Here is a 24,012-nt window from a genome sequence, read left to right on the forward strand (position 1 = left end):
TGAAAAATGCGCTACCAAGTCCCTCCCCCTCGCTGTCTCGGAGTACCTGCCTTTGGATGCAAGCACCATCAACAGCCTGTTTCTGATCGGCGCATTGCTGGTGGGTGCAAGTATCCTGGTCAGCTCGCTGTCGTCGCGCCTGGGTATCCCTATTCTGGTCATCATCCTCGCCGTCGGCATGCTCGCCGGTGTCGATGGTGGCGGCATCATCTTCAACAATTACCCAACCGCCTACCTGGTGGGCAACCTGGCACTGGCCGTCATCCTGCTTGACGGCGGCCTGCGCACGAGGGTAGCAAGCTTTCGCGTAGCGCTTTGGCCGGCGCTATCGCTGGCCACGGTCGGGGTAATGATCACCACCGCCCTCACCGGCCTGGTCGCCGCCTGGCTGTTCCAGCTCAGCCTGATCCAGGGCCTGCTGATCGGCGCCATCGTCGGCTCCACCGACGCCGCTGCAGTGTTCTCGCTGCTCGGCGGCAAAGGCCTGAACGAACGGGTTTCTGCTACCCTCGAGATCGAGTCGGGCAGCAACGACCCAATGGCGGTGTTTCTCACGGTCACCTTGATCGACATGATCGCCAGCGGCGAGACCGGCCTGCATTGGAGCCTGCTGGGCCACGTGCTGCGTGAGTTCGGTATCGGCGCGCTGGTGGGCCTGGGCGGCGGCTGGCTGATGCTGCAACTGGTCAACCGCATCAATCTGGCCGGCGGCCTGTACCCCATTCTGGTAGTGGCCGGCGGCCTCGTGGTGTTTTCGCTGACCAACGCCCTGCATGGTAGCGGCTTCCTCGCCGTATACCTGTGCGGCCTGGTGCTGGGCAACAGGCCGATCCGTAGCCGCCATGGCATCCTGCATATGCTCGACGGCATGGCCTGGCTGGCCCAGATCGGCATGTTCCTGGTGCTGGGGTTGCTGGTCACGCCGCACGACCTGCTGCCCATCGCCCTGCCAGCACTGGGCCTGGCGCTGTGGATGATCCTGGTGGCGCGGCCACTGTCGGTGGTTGCTGCCCTGCTGCCGTTCAAGGCTTTCCACGGCCGTGAAAAGGGCTTCATTTCGTGGGTCGGCCTGCGCGGTGCGGTACCGATCATTCTGGCGGTGTTCCCGCTGATGGCGGGCCTGCCAGACGCCCAACTGTTCTTCAACCTGGCCTTCTTCATCGTACTGGTATCGCTGCTGGTGCAAGGCACCAGCCTGCCGTGGATGGCCAAGCTGTTGAAGGTGACGGTACCGCCAGACCCGGCGCCGATCTCCCGTTCCGCCCTTGAGGTGCACATCACCAGCGAGTGGGAAATGTTCGTCTACCGTCTGGGCGCAGAAAAATGGTGCATCGGTGCCGCCCTGCGCGAACTGAAAATGCCCGAAGGCACGCGGATTGCCGCGCTGTTCCGTGGCGAGCAACTGCTGCACCCGTCGGGCAGCACCGTGCTGGAAGTTGGCGACATGCTCTGCGTGATCGGCCACGAGCACAACCTGCCTGCCTTGGGCAAACTGTTCAGCCAGGCGCCGCAACGTGGCCTGGACCTGCGTTTCTTCGGCGACTTCGTGCTCGAAGGCGATGCCGAACTGGGTGCAGTGGCGGCGTTGTACGGCCTGAAACTCGATGGCCTCGACGCGAAAATGCCGCTGGCGCAGTTCATCCGACAGAAGGTCGGAGGCGCTCCAGTAGTAGGGGACCAGGTCGAATGGCATGGCACGATCTGGACCGTGGCAACCATGGACGGGAACAAGATCCAGAAAGTAGGCGTCAGATTCCCCGAAGGAACGCGACCCGGACCAGGATTGTTCCTCTAAACTTCGTTTCAGCCGGATCCACAAGTAGCCTGCCTATGTCCCTGCGCGTGTACCTTCGCACAGCCCTGCTCGGGTTGTGCCTGTCCCTTTCTTTTGCGGCTACCGCGGCAGAAGCCCCGACCACCGCCAGCATCCAGAACAGCCTCGACAAGATCGCCGAGCGCAAGCTGCCCGAGGCAGACCAGAAGGCGCTGCAGCAGGTGCTCGAACAAACGTTGAGCCTGCTTGCTGCCAAGGAAGATAGCGAGAAGAAGCTTGCTGCACTGAAGCAGCAGTTGAGCAGTGCCCCCAAAGAGACCAGTGACAGCCAGAAGGAGTTGGCCAGGCTCAAGGAAACCAAGGCACAACCGGTGGCCCAGCGCTACGCCAACCTCACCGTGCCACAGCTTGAACAGATGCTCAGCGAACGCAACACGCAGCAGGGCGAACTGCAAAAGGCGCTGTCTGAAGCCAACAGCCTGATCATCAACTCGCAAACCCGCCCCGAACGCGCCCAGGCCGAGATCAGCAGCAGCCAGACCCGCAGCCAGCAGATCAACAACATCCTCAAAACCGGCAAGGACGGCGGCAAATCCATCAATGCCGACCAACGCAACCAGCTCAACGCCGAGCTGGCCTCGCTCAACGCGTTGACCCTGCTGCGCCGCCAGGAGCTGGCCGGCAACAGCGTGCTGCAAGACCTCGGCAATGCGCGTCATGACCTGCTGGTCGAGCGTGCTGCGCGCCTGGAGCAGGAAATCCAGGACCTGCAGACGCTGATCAACGACAAACGCCTGGCCCAGTCCCAGGAAGCCGTCACCCAGCAGTCGATCGAGGCTCAGAAGGCCGGCGGCAGCAGCCTGCTGGCCACTGAGAGCGCGATCAACCTCAAGCTTTCCGACTACCTGCTCAAAAGCACCGATCGCCTCAACGAATTGACCCAGCAGAACCTGCGCACCAAGCAGCAGCTCGACAGCCTGACCCAGGCCGACCAGGCGCTTGACGAGCAGATCAACGTGCTCAAGGGAAGCCTGCTACTGTCGAAGATCCTTTATAAGCAGAAACAGACCTTGCCGCACCTGAAGGTCGACCGCGACCTGGCCGACCAGATCGCCGACACCCGCCTGTACCAGTTCGAAGTCAACCAGCAACGCGAGCAGATGAGCAGCCCGGTCACCTACGTCGACAAGCTGCTGGCGGCGCAACCGCAGGAAGATGTGACCCCGCAGCTGCGCAAGGCCCTGCTGGATGTAGCCATCACCCGCAGCGACCTGCTGGAGCGGCTGAGCCGCGAACTGTCGGCGCTGCTCAACGAATCGATCACCCTGCAACTCAACCAGAAGCAGCTGCTGGGCACTGCGCAGAGCCTACGCACCACCCTCGACGAGCAAATGTTCTGGATCCCCAGCAACAAGCCGCTGGACTGGGACTGGCTGCAATACGTGCCAGAGCGCCTGGCCGACCAAGTCGCCAAACTGCCGTGGGGTTCCGGCCTGAAAGAGCTGGCCGATGGCCTGAGCCAGCGCCCGCTGCTGTTCCTGCCACTGCTACTGGTGATCGGTGCGCTGCTGTGGCGGCGCAAATACCTTTACCAACGGTTAGGCAAAGTGCACCAGGATATCGGCCACTTCCGCCGAGACAGCCAATGGCACACGCCCCAGGCAATCCTTATCAACATTCTGCTGGCGATGCCGGTCAGCCTTGGCCTGGCGCTGTGCAGCTATGCCCTGCAGATCGACGCCCGTGGGCAGAACGCCAACCTGGGCGCCGCACTCTGGCAGCTGGCCCAGGCCTGGCTGGTGTTCTACACCGCCTATCGCATCCTCGCTCCCGGTGGCGTGGCGGAAGTCCACTTCCGCTGGCACAAACCACAGGTCGAGTTCCTGCGCGGCTGGGTTCGCCGCTTGGGCACCGTGGTGCTGGCACTGGTCGGCGTGGTGGCGGTGGCCGAGCACCAGCCTTCGGCACTGGCAGACGACGTGTTGGGCATCGGCGTGGTACTGACCTGCTATGCGCTGATGGCCTGGCTACTCAGTCGCCTGCTGCTCAGCAGCCCGGCACACCGTGACACCTCGCTGTTCCGCAGGGCCGTGGGCGTAGCATTCACCGCCCTGCCCATCGCCCTGTTCGTCGCCGTGTGCTTCGGCTACTACTACACGGCACTGAAGCTTACCGACCGACTCATCTACACCCTGTACCTGCTGCTGTTCTGGTTGGTGATCGAAGCCGCCTTCGTGCGCGGCCTGTCGGTGGCTGCACGACGCCTGGCCTACCAGCGTGCGTTGACCAAGCGTGCAGCGGCCAAGGAAGGCCTGGATGGCGAAGTCATCACCGAAGAGCCAACACTGGATATCGAACAGGTCAACCAGCAGTCGCTGCGCCTGATCCGCCTGGCCCTGCTCGGCGGCTTCATCGCCGGCCTGTACTGGGTATGGGCCGACCTGATCTCGGTGTTCGCCTACCTCAACAACTTCGTCCTCTACGAATACACCAGCGGCACCGGCGCCGCCGCCAGCATGGTACCGATCAGCCTCGGCGACCTGCTCGGCGCACTGGTGATCGTCGGCATCACCTTCGCCCTGGCCGGCAACTTGCCAGGCCTGCTGGAAGTACTGGTGCTGTCACGCCTGAACCTCGCCCAAGGCAGTGCCTACGCCACTACTACGTTGCTGTCGTACACCATCGTCGGCATCGGCATCGTCAGTACCCTGTCGACCCTGGGGGTGAGCTGGGACAAGCTGCAATGGCTGGTGGCCGCGCTGTCAGTAGGCCTGGGCTTCGGCATGCAGGAAATCTTCGCCAACTTCATCTCCGGCATCATGATCCTGTTCGAGCGCCCGGTACGGATTGGCGACACCATCACCATCGGCAACCTGTCGGGCACGGTAAGCAAGATCCGCATCCGTGCCACCACCATCACCGACTTCGACCGCAAGGACATCATCGTCCCCAACAAGACCTTCATCACTGGCCAACTGATCAACTGGTCGCTGACCGATACGGTCACCCGGGTGACACTGAAGCTGGGCATCGACTATGGCTCAGACCTCGACCTGGTGCGTGACCTGCTGCTCAAGGGCGCGCATGAGAACCCACGCGTGCTCAAAGATCCGGAACCGATCGTGTACTTCCTCAACTTCGGCGAAAGCTCGCTGGACCACGAACTGCGCATGCACGTTCGTGACCTGGGCGACCGCAACCCGACGCTGGACGAGATCAACCGGTACATCAACCGCGAGTTCAAAGCCCACAACATCAAGATCTCGGTGCGCCAGGTAGAGGTATTCTTGATGGACGCGAAGGGCAGCAAGCAGCAATTGATTCCGATGGAACAGCCGAAATCGGATGGCACTGCTTCGGCCTGAATGGGCTCGAATACTTTATTGTGTGCAAAATTGCTGCGAGGGTTTCACCCTCGTTCGCGGGTGAACCCGCTCCTACACAGCGATCGCACTGCTTTCAGCTCTGCATATTCTTTGTAGGAGTGGTTTCACCCGCGAAGGGCCGCCAAGCGGCCCCATTGGCACCGATTCCAAGGAGCAGTCCCGTGAAAGCCCTCGACCAACTCACCTTCGACAACCGCTTCGCCCGTCTGGGCGATGCGTTCTCCACCCAGGTGCTGCCCGAACCCATTGCAGACCCGCGCCTGGTGGTAGCGAGCGAGTCGGCCATGGCCTTGCTCGACCTCGACCCCGCCCAGGCCGAACTGCCGGTGTTCGCCGAGCTGTTCAGCGGCCACAAGCTGTGGGAAGAGGCCGACCCTCGGGCGATGGTTTATTCCGGCCACCAGTTCGGCTCGTACAACCCACGTCTAGGCGACGGCCGTGGCCTGCTGCTGGCCGAAGTGCTCAACGACGCTGGCGAACACTGGGACCTGCACCTCAAGGGCGCCGGCCAGACCCCCTACTCCCGTATGGGTGATGGGCGCGCTGTGCTGCGCTCGTCGATCCGCGAGTTCCTCGCTTCCGAAGCCTTGCACGCCCTGGGCATCGCCACCAGCCGGGCGCTGTGCGTGATCGGTTCCAGCACCCCGGTGTGGCGCGAAACCCGTGAAAGCGCGGCCATGCTGACGCGTCTGGCGCAGAGCCATGTGCGTTTCGGCCATTTCGAGTACTTCTACTACACCAAGCAGCCCGAGCAGCAGCGCGTGTTGATCGACCACGTGCTCGAACAACACTATCCCGAATGCAGTGACGCCGAGCAGCCCTACCTGGCCATGTTCCGCACCATCGTCGAGCGCAATGCCGAACTGATCGCCCGCTGGCAGGCGTATGGCTTCTGCCACGGCGTGATGAACACCGACAACATGTCGATCCTCGGCATCACCTTCGACTTCGGCCCGTACGCGTTTCTGGACGACTTCGATGCCAACTTCATCTGCAACCACTCCGACGACCGTGGCCGCTACAGCTACGCCAACCAGGTGCCCATCGCCCACTGGAACCTCAGCGCGCTGGCCCAGGCACTGACCACCGTGATCGAAGTTGAGCCGCTGAAGGAAGCGTTGGGCCTGTTCCTGCCGCTGTACCAGGCCCATTACCTGGACCTGATGCGCCGGCGCCTGGGGCTGACCACGGCCGAAGATGACGACATGGGGCTGGTCGAGCGCCTGCTGCAGTGCATGCAACGCGGTGGCGTGGACTACAACCTGTTCTTCCGCAAACTGGGTGAGCAGCCGGTGGCTGAGGCACTGCAGGTAGTGCGTGATGACTTTATCGACCTGGCCGGTTTCGATGCCTGGGGCGCAGACTACCTGGCCCGCTGTGGGCGTGAACCCGGTAATGCCGAAGGCCGTCGTGAGCGGATGCATGCGGTGAATCCGCTGTACGTGCTGCGCAACTACCTGGCGCAGAACGCCATCGAAGCGGCCGAGGCGGGGGACTACAGTGAAGTTCGACGGCTGCACCAAGTCCTGGCCAGACCTTTTGAGGAGCAGCCCGGGATGCAGGCCTACGCCGAGCGACCGCCAGAGTGGGGCAAACACCTGGAAATCAGCTGCTCTTCCTGATTAGCACCGCTCCCACAAGGAAACCGTGAACCCAACACCGGAGATGAAATGACCGACCCACTGGTAATCCCCTGCCCCCACTGCAACGGCCTCAACCGCCTGCCCGCCGAGCGCCTGGGCGATGCGCCGAAATGCGGTCGCTGCAAAAAGGATGTGCTGTTGAGCACCCCCTTCGAACTGACTGAAGCCAGCTACGCCAGCCAGATCAAAGGCGACCTGCCGCTGCTGGTCGACATCTGGGCCGACTGGTGCGGCCCGTGCAAGTCATTCGCCCCCACCTTCGAAGAGACCGCTCGGCAACTTGCTGGCCGCTGCCGCCTGGCCAAGCTCGACAGCGAAGCCAACCGTAACCTCGCAGGGCAACTGGGCATACGCTCGATCCCCAGCCTGCTGCTGTTCAAGAACGGCCGCGAAATTAGCCGCCAAGCCGGGGCGTTTCCACTCCAGTCATTGCTGGAGTGGCTGCGTAGCCACGGGGTTTAAGCGTTCTCTTCAAGCAGCGAATGCAACTCGACAAACTGCTGAGTCAGCTTGTGCCGCGGTTCCAGGTGAATCAGCGGCAGGCTGGCGTGATGCGATTCGCGCATTTTCACCGAACTGCCCAAGTACACCGGCAGCACCGGCAACCCTTCGGCCAGCAGTTCGTCGAGCATCTGCTGTGGCAGGCTGGCACGTGACTGGAACTGGTTGACCACGATGCCTTCGACCATCAGGTCTTCGTTGTGGTCTTCCTTGAGGTCTTCGATCTCGGCCAACAGGCCATACAAGGCCTGGCGAGAGAAGCTGTCGCAGTCAAAGGGGATCAGCACGCGATCAGCAGCGATCAGCGCAGAAACTGCGTAGAAGTTCAGTGCCGGCGGGGTATCGATATAGATCCGCTCGTAATCCTCGTCCAGTGCGTCGAGCAGCTTACGCAGCTTGTTGATCTTGTGCTTGGCCTCCAGCTTCGGCTGCAGGTCGGCCAGCTCGGCAGTGGCGGTGACCACATGCAGGTTGTCGAACGGGGTTTCGTAGATATCGACCTTGTTCTTCTTGCTGAACGGCCCGCTGGAAAGGCTTTGCTTGAAGAAATCGGCAATGCCCATGGGGATGTCCTCGCCGGTCAGGCCGGTGAGGTATTGGGTCGAGTTCGCCTGGGCATCCAGGTCGATCAACAAGGTCCGGTAACCTTCATTGGCACTGACCGCCGCCAGGTTGCAGGCAATGCTCGACTTGCCTACGCCACCTTTTTGATTGAACACCACGCGCCGCATGCTTGACCTCCGTGTATCAACGAATGCCCGAGTATGTGGCGGCATGGGGGCAATGACCAGTGCCATTTGACCGGCATCACGCCTGACCGACCACCTGTCCTGTCAACAACTCGGTAAATGCCTTGGCCATCACCGAATGACCGCGCTCGCGCTGCACCAGCCACACCGCCGTCATCGCCTCTTCATCGAGCAAGGTACGGTACACCACCCCTTCTATGCGCATGCGCTGGAACGAAGCCGGCAACACCGACACCCCCAGCCCCGCCGAGACCAGACCGATGATGGTCATCGCTTCACCTGCCTCTTGCGCAAAATGGGGGCTGAAACCCGCATGCCGCGCCAGGCTCAGCAATTGTGCATGCAAACCGCTGCCATAACTGCGCGGGAAGAACACGAAGGGCTCAGGGGCCAACGCCGCCATGTAGACGCCTTGCTCAGTGCCTTCGGCCAGCGGATGCGAGGCATTGATCACCGCCACCAACGGTTCTCGGAACAACTCGGTGGCCACCAACCCCTCCGGCAGCGGCATCGGCCGCATCAACCCCACCTCGATGGACTCGTCGAATACCCCTTCGGCAACGTCACGGCTGCTCATTTCCTTGAGGTTCAGGTGCACCGCCGGAAAGCGCTGACGGAAGGCATGAATGGCCTTGGGGATTTTCGAGGTGAACGGGGCCGAGGAGGTGAAACCGATTTTCATCTCCCCCAGCTCGCCCAACTGCGCACGCCGGGCTACATCCGCAGCCTTCTCAACCTGCGCCAATACCTGGCGCGCTTCCTCGAGGAACAATCGACCGGCCTCGCTCAGTTCGACACGACGGTTGGTACGCTCGAACAGCCGGGCCCCTAGCTCCTGCTCCAGAGCCTGGATCTGCTGGCTCAAGGGCGGCTGGGAAATACCCAACTGCTGGGCGGCGCGGCCAAAGTGCAGCTCTTCGGCCACAGCAATGAAGTAACGCAGATGACGCAGTTCCATGATCCGCTCCAAATAAGTCGCCAGACGTCTCAAATAGGTCGAACAATATATTGGATCTAATCGTTAGGCAGCTATATGCTTTTTTCATTGCGCCAGAGGTACCCTCCCGTGAAAACTGCAGTAGCCCCCCTCCTCCTTGAGCCAAAGCCTGCCATCCTGAGCGAAATGTGGATCGAAAAAGGCACACCCGCCTTCATGAAAACCGTGCTGGCCTTGTTCAGCGGCGGGTTCGCCACCTTCGCCTTGCTGTACTGCGTACAGCCGATGATGCCTCTGCTATCCAGTGAGTTTGCCATCAACGCGGCACAGAGCAGCCTGGTGCTGTCGGTGTCCACCGCCATGCTGGCGTTCGGCCTGCTGATCACCGGCCCCATTTCTGACCGCATCGGACGCAAGCCCGTGATGGTGTTCGCGCTGGTCTGCGCCGCCCTGTCCACCTTGGCCAGCGCCGTAATGCCCAGCTGGGAGCTGGTACTGGCCACCCGCGCCTTGGTCGGCCTGTCGCTGAGCGGCCTGGCAGCAGTGGCGATGACCTACCTGAGCGAAGAGATCCACCCGCAGCACATTGGCCTGGCCATGGGCCTGTACATCGGCGGCAACGCGATTGGCGGCATGAGCGGGCGGCTCATCACGGGCGTATTGATCGACTTCGTCAGCTGGCACACGGCGATGCTGACCATTGGCGGCCTGGCCCTGGTGGCTGCGCTGGTGTTCTGGAAGGTGCTGCCGGAGTCACGCAATTTTCGCGCACAGACGATGAACCCGCGCAGCCTGCTGGACGGTTTTGTCATGCACTTCAAGGACGCCGGCCTGCCCTGGCTGTTCCTTGAAGCCTTTCTGCTGATGGGCGCCTTCGTCACCTTGTTCAACTACATCGGCTACCGCCTGCTGGCCGAGCCCTACCACATGAACCAGGCACTGGTCGGCTTGCTGTCGGTGGTCTACCTGTCAGGCATCTACAGTTCGGCACAGGTCGGCGCCCTGGCGGACAAACTGGGCCGGCGCAAGGTGTTCTGGGCCAGCATCGTGGTAATGGCGAGTGGCTTGCTGATGACACTGGCCAGTCCACTGGTGATGGTGATCGTGGGCATGCTGGTGTTCACCTTCGGCTTCTTTGGTGCGCACTCGGTGGCCAGCAGCTGGATCGGCCGCCGGGCGCTGAAGGCCAAGGGACAGGCGTCGTCGCTATACCTGTTCTGCTACTACGCCGGCTCCAGCGTGGCCGGTACGGCGGGCGGAGTGTTCTGGCACCAGTGGGGCTGGAACGGGATCGGGCTGTTCATTGGCAGCTTGCTGGCGGCGGCATTGCTGGTGGCGTTGCACTTGAGCAAGCTACCACCCAAAACGGTGTGATGCATTCGTGGGCACGCCCGCGCCCACAACCTGCGGGAGCGGGCGTGCCCACGAAGAGGCCATCAGATCAGTTGATGATCTCGACAATATCCACATCCACTTCCCGGCTCATCAGGTGCTTTTCCACCTCACCGGTCAGCTTCACCTTGGTCTTGTCGTTGAACGGCGTCGGCGGCAGGTCCTCATCGTCGATCTCGACAGTGATGGTGCCGGTGTTGTCCTTGAACTCGTACTTGTCGTCGTTGTTGATCTTCTTGGTCACGAACCCCTGCAGTACAACCGGGGTGTCATCGGCAGCGTCATTGGCGGCGGCAACAGTGGTTACCGACTGGGCGCCAGGGCCGGTGTAGCCAGCGGCAAATGCGCCAGTGCTGAACAAGGGAGCGAAGATGAGGGCGAGATAACGGATTTTCATGATAATCGGGTCCTGTTTCGGTTTCGATGGGACCAGATTAGAGACGATCGCTGAATTCAAACTTAACGTACAAAAAACCCGGCATCGAAGCCGGGTTTACTGTGCAGTGCATCAAGTCACTGGTGGTACTGCGCAGACAGTTCGTGCACGGCGTTGATGAATGCACCCGCATGTTCCGGGTCAACTTCCGGTGTGATGCCGTGGCCGAGGTTGAATACATGGCCGGTGCCGTGGCCATAACTGGCCAGGATGCGCGCCACCTCCTTGCGGATGGCCTCGGGCTTGGCGTACAACACGGTCGGGTCCATGTTGCCTTGCAAGGCTACTTTGTCACCCACGCGGCGACGGGCATCGCCGATCTCGCAGGTCCAGTCCAGGCCCAGCGCGTCGGCACCTGCGTCGGCGATGCTTTCCAGCCACAAGCCGCCATTCTTGGTGAACAGGATCACCGGCACCTTGCGCCCCTCGTGCTCGCGGATCAGACCGCTGACGATCTTGCGCATGTAGGCCAGTGAGAACTCCTGGTAGGCCGCCGCCGACAGGTTGCCGCCCCAGGTGTCGAAGATCTGCACGGCCTGGGCGCCGGCCAGGATCTGGCCGTTAAGGTAGCTGGTGACCGACTGGGCCAGCTTGTCCAGCAGCAGGTGCAGGGCTTGCGGGTTGTCGTAGGCCATGGCCTTGGTCTTGCGGAAGTCTTTCGACGAGCCGCCTTCGACCATGTAAGTGGCCAGGGTCCACGGGCTGCCGGAGAAGCCGATCAGCGGCACACGACCATTGAGTTCACGGCGAATGGTGCTGACCGCGTCCATCACGTAGCCAAGGTCTTTCTGTGGGTCCGGGACTGGCAGCGCTTCGATGTCGGCGGGGGTGCTGATGACCTTCTTGAAACGCGGGCCTTCGCCGGTTTCGAAGTACAGACCCAGGCCCATGGCATCGGGAATGGTGAGGATGTCCGAGAACAGGATCGCCGCGTCCAGCGGGTAGCGGTCCAGCGGCTGCAGGGTGACCTCGCAGGCGAACTGCGGGTTCATGCACAGGCTCATGAAGTCACCGGCCTTGGCGCGGCTGGCGCGGTACTCCGGCAGGTAGCGGCCGGCCTGGCGCATCATCCACACCGGGGTGACGTCTACGGGTTGCTTGAGCAGAGCACGCAGGAAACGATCGTTCTTCAGGGCAGTCATGTCGGCATCCGGAAAAATAGTGCGGGCATTTTCTCAGACACCAGCGCAAAAGGCACGGCCATGGCCATGTGTTTTGTCTATTGGATGCCACAGATCAAGCGTTTTTGTATACAAAAGCTTCGCGGGCATGCCCGCTCCCACAGGTTCTGCGCTTAAACCTGCGGGAGCGGGCATGCCCGCGAATAGGTCGCCAATCAGACTTCTAGGTAGTCGAGGATACCCTCGGCGGCCGTACGCCCTTCGAAGATCGCAGTCACCACCAGGTCCGAACCACGCACCATGTCGCCACCGGCGAACACTTTCGGGTTGCTGGTCTGGTGCTTGAACTGGCCCTTCTCCGGGGCAACCACACGGCCCTGGCTGTCCAGTTGAATACCATGCTGCTCAAACCACGGCGCGGGGCTCGGGCGGAAGCCGAAGGCGATCACCACGGCATCTGCCGGCAGGATCTCTTCGGAGCCCGGGATGGGCTCAGGGCTGCGGCGGCCACGGGCATCAGGCTCGCCCAGGCGGGTCTCGACCACTTTGACGCCTTCGACCCTGTCCTCACCCACAATGGCAATGGGCTGGCGGTTGTAGAGGAACTTCACGCCCTCTTCCTTGGCGTTCTTCACCTCTTTGCGCGAACCCGGCATGTTGGCTTCGTCACGACGATAAGCACAGGTCACCGCCTTGGCGCCCTGACGGATCGAGGTACGGTTGCAGTCCATCGCGGTGTCACCACCGCCCAGCACCACCACTTTCTTGCCCTGCATGTCGACGAAGTCTTCCGGCGACTTCTCGAAGCCCAGGTTGCGGTTGACGTTGGCGATCAGGAAGTCCAGTGCGTCATGCACGCCCGGCAGGTCTTCACCCGGGAAGCCACCCTTCATGTAGGTGTAGGTACCCATGCCCATGAACACTGCATCGTACTCGGCGAGCAGCTGTTCCATGGTCACGTCCTTGCCCACCTCGGTGTTCAGGCGGAACTCGATACCCATGCCGGTGAAGACTTCGCGGCGGTTGCTGAGCACGGTCTTTTCCAGCTTGAACTCGGGGATGCCAAAGGTCAGCAGGCCGCCGATTTCCGGGTTCTTGTCGAACACCACCGGGGTTACCCCAGCGCGCACCAGCACGTCGGCGCAGCCCAGGCCCGCCGGGCCGGCGCCGATGATGGCGACGCGTTTGCCGGTTGGCTTGACCTTGGACATGTCCGGACGCCAGCCCATGGCGAAGGCGGTGTCGGTGATGTACTTCTCCACCGAGCCGATGGTCACCGCGCCGAAGCCGTCGTTCAGGGTACAGGCCCCTTCGCACAGGCGGTCTTGCGGGCAAACACGGCCGCATACTTCCGGCAGGGTGTTGGTCTGGTGCGACAGCTCCGCCGCGGCCAGGATGTTGCCTTCGGAGACCAGCTTCAACCAGTTGGGGATGAAGTTGTGTACCGGGCACTTCCACTCGCAATACGGATTACCGCAGCCCAGGCAGCGGTGCGCCTGCTCTACGGACTGCTGCGGCTTGAACGGTTCGTAGATTTCCACGAACTCCTTCTTGCGCTGGCGCAGCAGCTTTTTTTTCGGGTCCTTTCGGCCCACTTCGATGAACTGGAAGTCGTTGTTCAGACGTTCAGCCATTTTTCAAAACCTCTTTACAGCAGCTGCAAGCTACAAGCTGCAAGCCGCAAGACGATCACTTAAGCCGGGCAAACCTCGAACTGCCATTTACTTGCAGCTCGGGGCTTGCCACTTGCAGCTGTTTTTACTGCGGGTTGGCACGGGTGCTGGACAGCAGTTGCTTCAGGTTGGCTGCCTTCGGCTTGACCAGCCAGAAGCGCCGCACGTAGTCGTCCAGGTTCTCCGAGAGCTCACGCCCCCACTCGCTGCCGGTCTCATCCACATACTCGGCAAGGACACGCGCCAGGTGGCTACGGTAGGCCTCCATCGCTTCGCCACTGATACGCTGGATTTCCACCAGCTCGTGGTTGAGCTTGTCGACGAAGCTATTGTCCATGTCGAGCACGTAGGCAAAGCCGCCAGTCATGCCAGAACCGAAGTTGTAACCGGTCTTGCCCAGAATGCAGACAAAGCCACCGGTCATGTATTCACAGCAGTGATCGCCAGTGCCCTCGACAACAGCATGGGCGCCGGAGTTACGAACAGCGAAGCGCTCGCCCGCAGTACCTGCGGCAAACAACTTGCCGCCAGTGGCACCGTACAGGCAGGTGTTGCCGACGATGGCGCTGTGCTGGGTTTCGAACGGGCTGCCGGCTGGCGGCACGATGGTGACCTTGCCACCGGTCATGCCTTTGCCGACGTAATCGTTGGCGTCGCCTTCCAGGTGCAGGTTCAGTCCACCGGCGTTCCACACGCCAAAGCTCTGGCCCGCAGTACCCTTGAAGCGGAAGGTGATCGGCGCCGCGGCCATGCCCTGGTTGCCGTGCAGACGGGCGATTTCGCCCGACACACGCGCACCAATGGAGCGGTCGCAGTTGCAGATGTCGAGGCTGAACTCGCCGCCCGCCTGGTCGCGGATGGCCGGCATGGCCATATCAACCATCTTCTCGGCCAACTCGCCCAGGTCGAACGGCGGGTTCTTGTCGACCTCGCAGAACTGCGGTTTGTCCGCCGGAATGTGCGAGCTGCCCAGCAGCGGCGACAGGTCCAGGTACTGCTGGCGTTCGGTGTCACCTGGCAGCACATCGAGCAGGTCGGTACGGCCGATCAGTTCACCAAGGCTGCGCACGCCCAGCTTGGCCAACCACTCGCGGGTTTCTTCGGCGACGAAGGTGAAGAAGTTGATCACCATGTCGACGGTGCCGATGTAGTGGTCCTTGCGCAGCTTGTCGTTCTGGGTGGCCACGCCGGTGGCGCAGTTGTTCAGGTGGCAGATGCGCAGGTACTTGCAGCCCAGGGCAATCATTGGCGCGGTACCAAAGCCGAAGCTTTCGGCACCGAGGATGGCCGCCTTGATCACGTCCAGGCCGGTTTTCAGGCCGCCGTCGGTCTGCACACGCACCTTGCCGCGCAGGTCGTTGCCGCGCAGGGTCTGGTGGGTTTCCGCCAGGCCCAGCTCCCAAGGGGCGCCGGCATACTTGATCGAGGTCAGCGGCGAAGCACCGGTACCACCGTCGTAACCGGAGATGGTAATCAGGTCTGCATAGGCCTTGGCCACACCAGCGGCGATGGTGCCCACGCCCGCTTCGGCTACCAGCTTGACCGATACCAGCGCCTGCGGGTTGACCTGTTTGAGGTCGTAGATTAGCTGGGCCAGATCTTCGATCGAGTAGATGTCGTGGTGTGGAGGTGGCGAGATCAGGGTCACGCCAGGCACCGCATAACGCAGCTTGGCGATCAGGCCGTTGACCTTTCCGCCCGGCAACTGGCCGCCCTCACCGGGCTTGGCGCCCTGGGCAACCTTGATCTGCAGCACTTCGGCGTTGACCAGGTACTCCGGAGTCACACCAAAACGGCCGGTGGCCACCTGCTTGATCTTCGAACTCTTGATGGTGCCATAGCGCGACGGGTCTTCGCCGCCTTCACCAGAGTTGGAGCGGGCGCCCAGGCGGTTCATGGCCTCGGCCAGCGCTTCGTGAGCTTCCGGCGACAGTGCACCCAGCGAGATCCCCGCCGAGTCAAAGCGCTTGAGAATCGCCTCCAGCGGCTCGATCTGCTCCAGCGCCAGCGGCTGGTCGGCCACCTTCACTTTGAGCAAGTCACGGATCATCGACACCGGGCGCTGGTCCACCAGCGTGGTGTATTCCTTGAACTTGGCGTAGTCGCCCTGCTGCACGGCCGCTTGCAGGGTGTTGACCACGTCCGGGTTGTAGGCGTGGTATTCGCCACCGTGGACGAACTTCAGCAGGCCACCTTGCTGGATCGGCTTGCGCGCGCTCCAGGCTTCGGCCGCCAGCAGCTTCTGGTCGTTTTCCAGGTCTTCGAAGCGCGCACCCTTGATGCGGCTGGACACGCCCTTGAAGCTCAGGCCTACCACTTCCTCGGCCAGGCCGATGGCTTCGAACAGCTGTGCACCGCGGTACGAGGCGATGGTGGAGATCCCCATCTTCGACAGGATCTTCAGCAGGCCCTTGGAAATACCCTTGCGGTAGTACTTGAACACTTCGTCCAGGTCGCCCAGCACTTCGCCGGTACGGATCAGGTCAGCCAGTACTTCATACGCCAGGTACGGGTAAACGGCCGAGGCACCGAAGCCCAGCAGCACGGCGAAGTGATGCGGATCACGGGCGGTAGCGGTTTCCACCAGGATGTTGCTGTCGCAACGCAGACCCTGTTCGGTCAGGCGGTGATGCACGGCACCAACGGCCAGCGACGCGTGCACCGGCAGCTTGCCCGGGGCGATATAACGGTCGCTCAGCACCAGCTGGGTCTTGCCCCCACGCACAGCTTCTTCGGCCTGGTCGGCAATGTTGCGGATGGCCGCTTCCAGGCCGACGCTCTGCTCATAGTTGAGGTCGATCAGCTGGCGGTCGAAGCCTTCGCGCTCCAGGTTCATCAGCGAACGCCACTTGGCAGGCGAGATGACCGGCGAGCTTAGGATTACCCGCGAAGCGTGCTCCGGGGACTCCTGGAAGATGTTGCGCTCGGCACCCAGGCAGATTTCCAGCGACATCACGATCGCTTCGCGCAGCGGGTCGATCGGCGGGTTGGTCACCTGAGCGAACTGCTGGCGGAAGAAGTCGTACGGCGAACGCACGCGCTGCGACAGCACGGCCATCGGCGTGTCGTCACCCATCGAACCAACGGCTTCCTGGCCCTGCTCACCCAACGGGCGCAGCACCTGGTCACGCTCTTCGAAGGTAACCTGGAACATCTTCATGTATTGCTTGAGCTGGTCAGCGTCGTAGCTGGCCACGCCCTGGTCGTCGGTCAGTGTCGCCTGGATACGCGTAGCGTGCTGACGCAACCAGCGCTTGTATGGGTGCCGCGACTTCAGGCGGTTGTCGATGGCGTCGGTGTCGAGAATCTGGCCGGTTTCGGTGTCCACGGCAAGGATCTGGCCCGGGCCGACACGGCCCTTGGCCAGCACTTCCTCAGGCTGATAGCCCCATACGCCGATTTCCGAGGCGATGGTGATGTAGCCATTGGTGGTGGTCACCCAGCGCGCCGGGCGCAGACCGTTACGGTCGAGCAGGCACACCGCGTGGCGGCCTTCGGTCATGACGATACCGGCCGGACCATCCCACGGCTCCATGTGCATGGAGTTGTATTCGTAGAAGGCGCGCAGGTCGGCGTCCATGGTCTCGACGTTCTGCCATGCTGGCGGTACCAGCATGCGCACGCCGCGGAACAGGTCGATGCCACCGGTAACCATCAGCTCCAGCATGTTGTCCATGCTCGACGAGTCGGAACCGACGCGGTTGACCAGCGGGCCGAGCTCTTCGAGGTCGGGGATCTGGTCGTTGGCGAACTTGGTGCGACGAGCCACGGCCCAGTTACGGTTGCCGGTGATGGTGTTGATCTCGCCGTTGTGGGCGAGGAAGCGGAACGGCTGCGCCAGCGGCCATTTCGGCAGGGTGTTGGTGGAGAAGCGCTGGTGGAACACGCAGATCGCGGTTTGCAGGCGCTCGTCACCCAGGTCTGGGTAAAACGCCGCGAGATCACGCGGCATCATCAGGCCTTTGTAGATGATGGTCTTGTGCGAGAAGCTGCAGATGTAGTGGTCGGCGTCATGGGCGTTGGCCACCGACGAACGACGACGGGCGCTAAACAGCTTGATGGCGAATTCCTGATCGCTCAGGCCTTCACCGCCAATGAACACCTGCTCGATCTGCGGCAGGCGCTCCAGGGCCAGGCGGCCGAGTACGCTGGTGTCGATCGGCACCTTGCGCCAGCCGACCAGTTTCAGGCCGGCGGCGAGGATCTCGCGGTCCATGTTGGCGCGGGCAGCTTCGGCTTTGACCGGGTCCTGGTTGAAGAACACCATGCCGACGGCGTACTGCTTGGGCAGCTCGACAGCGAAGTGCTCCTGGGCCACGGCTCGCAGGAACTGATCGGGCTTCTGCATGAGCAGACCGCAACCGTCACCGGTCTTGCCGTCGGCATTGATGCCGCCGCGGTGGGTCATGCACGTCAACGCCTGCATGGCAGTTTGCAGAAGGTGGTGGCTCGGCACGCCCGTCATATGGGCGATCAGGCCAAAACCACAGTTGTCCTTGAATTCTTCGGGATGGTACAGACCTGTTTTCATAGACACATTCTCACCAGGTTCACCTCTCAACGGAGGTAAATCTCTTTTTTAACAACCACTTACCATCCACGCCGATCAAACGCCAGCTTTTTTGCGGTGGCCATGGAAAACCATTGTTGCACAGCGACAGCGATGCCCACAAATTTTCATGTCTCAGCATTGAAAATTTATGTCGCAATTTTGAATGTTTTTGCGCCATTCGCCGTGATAGCGGCTTGACTCGAGTCTGAAGCGTTTCAGCCATGACTGCAACTAAAGGCTTGTGGCCGGCAGTCCGGGACAGAAAAGCCTGCCGCGCTCAGGCGCAGCAGGCTAGTCGAAAGCTAGAATTCGCTTAGCTACTGGGCGGCGGGGTGATGCCGCCCGGAAGGTATCAGCGGGCCGCGGCCAGCTCTTGTTGGACACTGGCGACGGTACGTGGCCAAGGTTTACCAGCCTGGACCTTCGCTGGCAAGTTCTTGATTGCCGCAACCGCTGCGTCACGGTTGGCGAAACTGCCGTAAGTCACGACGTACAGGGGCTTGCCCTGCAGGGTTTTCTTGAAGTAGCGATAGTCGCCACCCTGGGCCTTGACGTAAGCCTGGGCCGACGCTTCGGAGCTGGTTCCGAGGATCTGCACCACATAGTTGCCAGGCTTCTGCCCGGCATACCAGCCACCATTACCAGCGCTAGCGGCGGCTGGTTTTTCGGCAGCTTTGGGGGCCGGCTTGGCCACGGCGACCTGGGTCGGCACTGGTGCTGGCTTTACAGGTGCAACCGGCTTGACGGGCTGGGTTGCGATAGGCTTCGGCGCAGGCGCAACCGGCTGGGCAGGCGCCGGGCCAGCCGGCACACCTTGTGGCGGGGCGATGGTGGTCACGGTAGGTGGCGGGTTGCCAGGCTGCAGCGCGGTGTCGCCAGCCGGGCTTCCCTCTTCACCCTCGCCCATGCCTGCGGCTTGGGCCAGCGGTTCGCGCATCACCGGCTGCGACTGGCCAACCAGAGGCAGCGGCATTGGCTGGGAAGAGCCAGAGAACTCGATGGCAGCGCCCTGCTTGCCATCGCCCAGCGGCAACTGGGCTTGGGCGGCCGGCGCTTCGGCAGGGGCCTTGTCGCCTTTCTTGGGCATCAATACCGCGGCCGCAACGGCAACCACGACCACAGCGGACAACGCGAGTACATGTTTTGTAGGCATCTTGAACCCCATGGTTGGTCGCTTGGCCGTCGAGCGGCTGGCGATCATGGTTTCGATCAAAGTGTCACGGGCGACCTGATTGATGTTGCCAGGCCAGCCGTCGGAGTTTTCATGGATATCGGCGATCTGTTCACGGCTGAACACCTCGATGCCCCGGCCTGCCCCTTCCAGGCGCTGCTCCAGATACTCGCGGGTTTCTTCTTCACTGTAGGGCGCAAGCTCGATGATGTGGAACCGCTCTTCCTCGACATTGAGCTCGTCCAGCCCGGCAATCAGCGATGGCTCACCGAACAGAAACACGTGCGGACGCCCTTCAGGTACCCCCGCCGCCAATTCCAGCAACGCTTGGAGTGCAGACTCGTCGAGTTGTTCCGCATCGTCCACCAGCAAATACACTTCCTGCCCGGTCAGTGCCAGTTGCACCACCTTCGACAGGATCGCCTGCACCTCGGGCTGGGCGACACCCAACTCCTGCGCGACCTGCGCGAGCATACTGGAGGCATCGCTGGCGCTGCGGGCTGACACCACCACACTTTGCACAGCCTGCTTGTTGGTACTGGCCACCAGGGCCTGGCGCAGCAGCGACTTGCCGCTGCCCAATGGGCCACTGACCACCAGCATCAACTGGCTATAGCGCGCCAGGTGGTGCAGTTGGCCAAGCACGGGCTTGCGCTGGGCCGGGAAGAACTTGAAGCCAGGTACGCGGGGCGCGAACGGATCATGGCTCAACTGGTAATGGTCGAGAAAGGCCTCATCGGCATGCAAACTTGTCATTGCGCTGTCACAACCTCAAAGCTGGGCCACGATCGCGCGGTAATCCGCCGACAGCGTGGCCTGGAGAATCTCTTTCGAATAGTCGTCGGTCACCACGGCCTCGCCCATCTGGCGCAGCAGCACCAGACGCAAACGGCCGTCGAGCACCTTCTTGTCGACCGCCATGTGCTCCATGAAATGCGCCGGGGTCATTTCCTGTGGTGGCACCACCGGCAAACCTGCGTCCTGCAACAGGCGGATCCCACGATCGCGCTCAGCCTGATCGATCCAGCCAAGGCGCATGGACATTTCCAGAGCCATCACTGTGCCCGCCGCCACGGCTTCGCCGTGCAGCCACACGCCATAGCCCATATGGGTTTCGATAGCATGCCCAAAGGTATGCCCCAGGTTCAGCGTGGCCCGTACGCCAGACTCGCGCTCGTCGGCCCCCACCACTGCAGCCTTGGCCGCGCAAGAACGGCGGATGGCCTCGGTCAGGGCTGCCGAATCGAGGGCACGCAGTGCCTGCATATTGTCTTCGAGCCAGGCGAGGAACGGCTTGTCGCAAATCAGCCCGTACTTGATCACTTCAGCCAGGCCTGCAGACAGCTCGCGCGCTGGCAGGGTCTTGAGGCTGGTGGTATCGATCAGCACCGCATTGGGCTGATAGAAAGCACCGACCATGTTCTTGCCCAGCGGATGATTGATGCCGGTCTTGCCACCCACGGAAGAGTCGACCTGAGACAACAGGGTAGTCGGCACCTGGATGAAGTCGACGCCGCGCTGGTAGCAGGCGGCAGCGAAACCAGCCATGTCACCAATCACGCCCCCACCCAGAGCGACCACAGTCGTACGACGATCATGGCGGGCTGTCAGCAGGCCATCGAAGATCAGTTGCAATGTTTCCCAGTTCTTGTGGGCTTCACCATCGGGCAACACCACTGGCAGTACCGAGTAGGCACCGAGGGCCTTGCTCAGGCGTTCGAGATACAGCGGCGCGACGGTCTCGTTGGAAACGATGGCAACCTGCCGACCCGCGATGTGCGGTGCCAGCAGCTCGGGCTGGTCCAGCAGGCCTTCGCCAATGTAGATCGGGTAGCTACGCTCGCCCAGGTCGACCTTTAGTGTCTGCATGTATCCCCACAATGTACTTGGGCGCGGCGCCATCCGGCGACCTGCGCGGTAACGTTGAGCCTCGCCTCGGCGCTGGAAGCCGAGAATAGTCCCGGGTTAACGGGGCGGCAACTGCTGCAAGCGCTCGAGAATATCGATCACCACCATGCGTGGTGGCCGCTCGTCGGTTTCAACCACCAGGTCGGCGATCTCGCGGTAGAGCGGGTCACGGGTTTCCAGCAAGGTGCGCAAGGTCGCCTCGGGATTGGCCGTGCGCAGCAGCGGGCGATTGCGGTCGCGCGCAGTGCGACCGACTTGCTGCTCGACCGAAGCATGCAGGTAGATCACCCGGCCACCCTGATGCAGCGCCCGGCGGTTAGCCTCTCGCATCACCGCGCCACCGCCGGTGGCCAGAACCACACCGTCGAGCGCGCACAGCTCGGCGATCATCGCTTGCTCGCGATCACGGAAACCCGGCTCGCCTTCCTTGTCGAAAATCCACGGGATGTTTGCGCCGCATCGCAGTTCGATTTCCTTATCGGAATCCTTGAACAGCAGGCGCAGCTCTTTGGCCAACAGGCGTCCGATGGTGCTTTTACCAGCGCCCATGGGCCCCACAAGTATCAAATTTCGCACAGAATCAACGACTCACAGCAATCGCCTGGTCACTCATGATACGCGGAGTCAGGAAGACCAGCAGCTCGGATTTTTTCTCTTGTAATGCATCGCGTCGAAACAGCCGCCCAACATACGGCAGATCGCCGAAAAATGGCACCTTGTCGACTACATTGTTTTGCGAAGTCGAGTAGACGCCACCGATCACGATCGTTTCGCCGTCAGCCACACGAACCTTGGCATTGACCTCGTTCTTGCGGATCGGCGGTACGTTGTTCAAGGCATTGACGTAATCCGGCTCGTCCTTGGTCACCCTGACGGTCATGATCACCTTGTTGTCCGGAGTGATCTGTGGCGTTACTTCCAGCGACAGCGAGGCTTCGCGAAACGATACCGAGGTAGCGCCGCTTTGGCTCGTTTCCTGGTAAGGCACCTCGGTACCCTTGAGGATCCTCGCCGTTTCCTTGTCAGCCGTGACCACCTTGGGCTGCGAAATGATTTCGCCGTTGCCGCTTTTTTCCATGGCACTGAGTTCCAGGTCCAGCAACACGTCACCGCGCAACAAACCAAGACCGATACTGCTGCCGGCACGCTCCAGGCCGAGGTCGACGAACAGTTCCTTGCCAGGCCGCAGCTTCTCGCCGTACAGCGGCCCACCCCAGCGTACCCCCAGGCTTTTCTCGTAATCGACGTTAGCCTCGACGATACGCGCCTCGATCGCTACCTGGCGCACCGGCACATCCAACTGCGCCACCAACTGGCGCAACTCGGTCAGGCGCTCAGCGGGCAGATACACCACCAGCGTATTGGTGCGCTCATCGACACTCAGGCTACCCGTGGGGATGCCGTCACCCTCCAGACTTGTCTGCAGCAACTGCGCCAAATCGGCGGCCTTGGCGTGGTGAATGGGCAGCAGCTCCCGACGCAGTGGCTGCAGGTGCCCATCCAGCACCTGACTCACACGGGCGTCTGCTGATTGCGTGGCAAACTCGGCTGCAGGCGCCACCAACAGCACATTGCCCTCCTGACGCCGGGACAGGCCCTTGCTGCGCAGCACCAGATCAAGCGCCTGATCCCACGGCACATCCTGCAAACGCAAAGTGACACTGCCTTGTACTGCATCACTGGCGACCAGGTTGACGCCGGCGTAGTCAGCCAGCACCTGCAGCACTGCTCGCACCTCAACATCCTGGAAGTTCAGCGACAGGGGCTCACCCTGATAAGGCGTCGCCGAAGCCAACGGGATCGACAACAGGGTTGCCAGCAGGTATTTCATCCATGTTCTCATTCGGGTCCGAGGCCTCCTTGCCCAGGCGCTTGGCGAGGGTGATGAACGCTGTGCGCTCGTGCCATACCCCCGCCATGAACAGCCGCTCACGCACTTCGACCTGGCGTTGGTCTATATGCATCACTACCCCCTGATCGCGCCCTACCCGGTCACCCGGACGCACGCGATAAAGCTTGCCAGCCGCCATCAGCAGTGCCTCGCGCGCCGTCCCGCGCGCCAGGCTGCCGACCATTTCCAGCTGCGCCAACGGCACGCCGACCAGACCGGCGCTGGCCACTCGTGCCGCAGCGGGAGCAAACGGATCCACTTCAGGTGCAGCCATTGCGGCCCTTGCCGGCAGGTGCGCCAGCATTGCAGGTGCCTTCATGGGCGTAGCCGCGTGATAGGCATCAACCCGCAACTGCAGACGCAACAACCCAGGCTGGCGATCAACGGCTGCCAGACTCATGTCACTGCTGCGCAGAACCCGTGCCTGGCCTAACCAGTCGTCCAGCCACAACCGCAAGGCCGGATAACGCCCTACCACTTGCACCACCAGCGGTACCTTGCTGAACCCGGCCTGTTGTTCGCCCTCACCTACATCGAGGCGCTCGACAAGCAAGCCATGCGCATGCCCCGACACTGCCAGCCGCTCAAGCAGGTCGCTCATGCTCTCCCCGGCAGCCAGATACCAGTACGCCTCTTGCAACCGCTGCTCGACAAGCACCACTAAAGCCTTCAGCCGCTCCAGTTCTGCCAACTGCGATGCACTGGCTGCCTGCAGCTGGCTCAGCTCGACATGCCTGGCATCCTCACGCGCCTGCTGCTGTAACAGTGGGGGCAGGCGTATCGCGCAGCCGAGGCCGAACAGCACAACAGCTACCAGCACTGGCGCCAACCGTCGGAAGCGGCCTGAGCGCTCGACCACCGCCAGCCAAGCGAGCATC

The 24,012-nt window shown here is 62.0% G+C and carries 16 protein-coding genes; 5 read left to right on the forward strand and 11 right to left on the reverse strand.

Annotated features, from left to right (window positions below; all coding sequences use genetic code 11):
* The first annotated feature begins 52 nt into the window (after positions 1-52).
* The 4 genes from ACF8EF_RS21205 to trxC all read left to right on the forward strand — a co-directional run bounded on the left by ACF8EF_RS21205 (position 53) and on the right by trxC (position 7,265).
* Complete coding sequence (locus tag ACF8EF_RS21205; protein WP_021783701.1) at positions 53-1,795, forward strand: potassium/proton antiporter; 1,743 nt, start codon at positions 53-55, stop codon at positions 1,793-1,795.
* A gap of 35 nt (positions 1,796-1,830) precedes the next feature.
* Positions 1,831-5,139, forward strand: a complete 3,309-nt coding sequence (gene mscK / locus ACF8EF_RS21210) for a mechanosensitive channel MscK (protein ID WP_392460889.1) — start codon at positions 1,831-1,833, stop codon at positions 5,137-5,139.
* A gap of 182 nt (positions 5,140-5,321) precedes the next feature.
* Positions 5,322-6,782, forward strand: coding sequence for a protein adenylyltransferase SelO (gene selO, locus ACF8EF_RS21215; protein WP_176684796.1), 1,461 nt, complete (start codon positions 5,322-5,324; stop codon positions 6,780-6,782).
* A 48-nt stretch (positions 6,783-6,830) separates the two neighbouring features.
* Positions 6,831-7,265 (forward strand): thioredoxin TrxC, encoded by a 435-nt coding sequence (gene trxC, locus ACF8EF_RS21220; RefSeq protein ID WP_176684795.1) that lies wholly within the window; start codon positions 6,831-6,833, stop codon positions 7,263-7,265.
* Here trxC and ACF8EF_RS21225 read toward each other — a convergent pair.
* A complete protein-coding gene (locus ACF8EF_RS21225; RefSeq protein ID WP_176684794.1) occupies positions 7,262-8,035 on the reverse strand; it encodes a ParA family protein in 774 nt (257 codons plus the stop codon). The two genes, trxC and ACF8EF_RS21225, sit on opposite strands and share 4 nt — an antisense overlap.
* 76 nt (positions 8,036-8,111) lie before the next feature.
* Positions 8,112-9,011 (reverse strand): LysR family transcriptional regulator, encoded by a 900-nt coding sequence (locus ACF8EF_RS21230; RefSeq protein ID WP_176684793.1) that lies wholly within the window; start codon positions 9,009-9,011, stop codon positions 8,112-8,114.
* A 165-nt stretch (positions 9,012-9,176) separates the two neighbouring features.
* On the opposite strand from ACF8EF_RS21230, the gene ACF8EF_RS21235 reads away from it, so the two are divergent.
* Complete coding sequence (locus ACF8EF_RS21235) at positions 9,177-10,364, forward strand: MFS transporter (RefSeq protein WP_245355316.1); 1,188 nt, start codon at positions 9,177-9,179, stop codon at positions 10,362-10,364.
* Between the two features lie 67 nt (positions 10,365-10,431).
* Here the strand turns inward: ACF8EF_RS21235 and ACF8EF_RS21240 are convergent, their stop codons facing one another.
* The 9 genes from ACF8EF_RS21240 to ACF8EF_RS21280 all read right to left on the reverse strand — a co-directional run bounded on the left by ACF8EF_RS21240 (position 10,432) and on the right by ACF8EF_RS21280 (position 24,011).
* The gene (locus ACF8EF_RS21240) at positions 10,432-10,779 is read right to left on the reverse strand and encodes a YgiW/YdeI family stress tolerance OB fold protein (RefSeq protein WP_176684791.1); all 348 of its coding nucleotides are present in this window, start codon (positions 10,777-10,779) and stop codon (positions 10,432-10,434) included.
* 116 nt (positions 10,780-10,895) lie between these two features.
* Positions 10,896-11,960, reverse strand: coding sequence for a uroporphyrinogen decarboxylase (hemE, locus tag ACF8EF_RS21245; protein ID WP_014859121.1), 1,065 nt, complete (start codon positions 11,958-11,960; stop codon positions 10,896-10,898).
* Between the two features lie 194 nt (positions 11,961-12,154).
* Positions 12,155-13,573, reverse strand: a complete 1,419-nt coding sequence (locus ACF8EF_RS21250; protein WP_176684790.1) for an FAD-dependent oxidoreductase — start codon at positions 13,571-13,573, stop codon at positions 12,155-12,157.
* A 124-nt stretch (positions 13,574-13,697) separates the two neighbouring features.
* Positions 13,698-18,143, reverse strand: coding sequence for a glutamate synthase large subunit (gene gltB / locus ACF8EF_RS21255; protein WP_176684789.1), 4,446 nt, complete (start codon positions 18,141-18,143; stop codon positions 13,698-13,700).
* Between the two features lie 373 nt (positions 18,144-18,516).
* Entirely contained in the window at positions 18,517-20,091 is a 1,575-nt protein-coding gene (locus ACF8EF_RS21260) for an SPOR domain-containing protein (protein ID WP_392529342.1), read from the reverse strand.
* Between the two features lie 15 nt (positions 20,092-20,106).
* Positions 20,107-21,204 carry a 3-dehydroquinate synthase gene (gene aroB / locus ACF8EF_RS21265; RefSeq protein ID WP_003249149.1) on the reverse strand — a complete coding sequence of 366 codons (1,098 nt, stop codon included), beginning with the start codon at positions 21,202-21,204 and terminating at the stop codon, positions 20,107-20,109.
* Positions 21,205-21,300: 96 nt separating this feature from the next.
* A complete protein-coding gene (gene aroK / locus ACF8EF_RS21270) occupies positions 21,301-21,819 on the reverse strand; it encodes a shikimate kinase AroK (protein WP_176684787.1) in 519 nt (172 codons plus the stop codon).
* Positions 21,820-21,823: 4 nt separating this feature from the next.
* A complete protein-coding gene (locus tag ACF8EF_RS21275; protein ID WP_176684786.1) occupies positions 21,824-23,086 on the reverse strand; it encodes a type IV pilus secretin PilQ in 1,263 nt (420 codons plus the stop codon).
* Positions 23,010-24,011 carry a pilus assembly protein PilP gene (locus ACF8EF_RS21280; protein ID WP_176684828.1) on the reverse strand — a complete coding sequence of 334 codons (1,002 nt, stop codon included), beginning with the start codon at positions 24,009-24,011 and terminating at the stop codon, positions 23,010-23,012. The genes ACF8EF_RS21275 and ACF8EF_RS21280 overlap by 77 nt, the downstream gene beginning before the upstream one ends.
* Position 24,012 lies beyond the last annotated feature (1 nt).

Source organism: Pseudomonas sp. zjy_15 (genome assembly GCF_043101865.1).
Classification (GTDB): domain Bacteria; phylum Pseudomonadota; class Gammaproteobacteria; order Pseudomonadales; family Pseudomonadaceae; genus Aquipseudomonas; species Aquipseudomonas putida_Y.

Coding starts and splice junctions, on each gene's coding strand:
- mscK (WP_392460889.1), top strand. CDS start 1,831: ATGTCCCTGCGCGTGTACCTTCGCACAGCCCTGCTCGGGTTGTGCCTG.
- trxC (WP_176684795.1), top strand. CDS start 6,831: ATGACCGACCCACTGGTAATCCCCTGCCCCCACTGCAACGGCCTCAAC.
- ACF8EF_RS21225 (WP_176684794.1), bottom strand. CDS start 8,035: ATGCGGCGCGTGGTGTTCAATCAAAAAGGTGGCGTAGGCAAGTCGAGC.
- ACF8EF_RS21230 (WP_176684793.1), bottom strand. CDS start 9,011: ATGGAACTGCGTCATCTGCGTTACTTCATTGCTGTGGCCGAAGAGCTG.
- ACF8EF_RS21235 (WP_245355316.1), top strand. CDS start 9,177: ATGTGGATCGAAAAAGGCACACCCGCCTTCATGAAAACCGTGCTGGCC.
- ACF8EF_RS21240 (WP_176684791.1), bottom strand. CDS start 10,779: ATGAAAATCCGTTATCTCGCCCTCATCTTCGCTCCCTTGTTCAGCACT.
- hemE (WP_014859121.1), bottom strand. CDS start 11,960: ATGACTGCCCTGAAGAACGATCGTTTCCTGCGTGCTCTGCTCAAGCAA.
- ACF8EF_RS21250 (WP_176684790.1), bottom strand. CDS start 13,573: ATGGCTGAACGTCTGAACAACGACTTCCAGTTCATCGAAGTGGGCCGA.
- gltB (WP_176684789.1), bottom strand. CDS start 18,143: ATGAAAACAGGTCTGTACCATCCCGAAGAATTCAAGGACAACTGTGGT.
- ACF8EF_RS21260 (WP_392529342.1), bottom strand. CDS start 20,091: ATGACAAGTTTGCATGCCGATGAGGCCTTTCTCGACCATTACCAGTTG.
- aroB (WP_003249149.1), bottom strand. CDS start 21,204: ATGCAGACACTAAAGGTCGACCTGGGCGAGCGTAGCTACCCGATCTAC.
- ACF8EF_RS21275 (WP_176684786.1), bottom strand. CDS start 23,086: ATGAGAACATGGATGAAATACCTGCTGGCAACCCTGTTGTCGATCCCG.
- ACF8EF_RS21280 (WP_176684828.1), bottom strand. CDS start 24,011: ATGCTCGCTTGGCTGGCGGTGGTCGAGCGCTCAGGCCGCTTCCGACGG.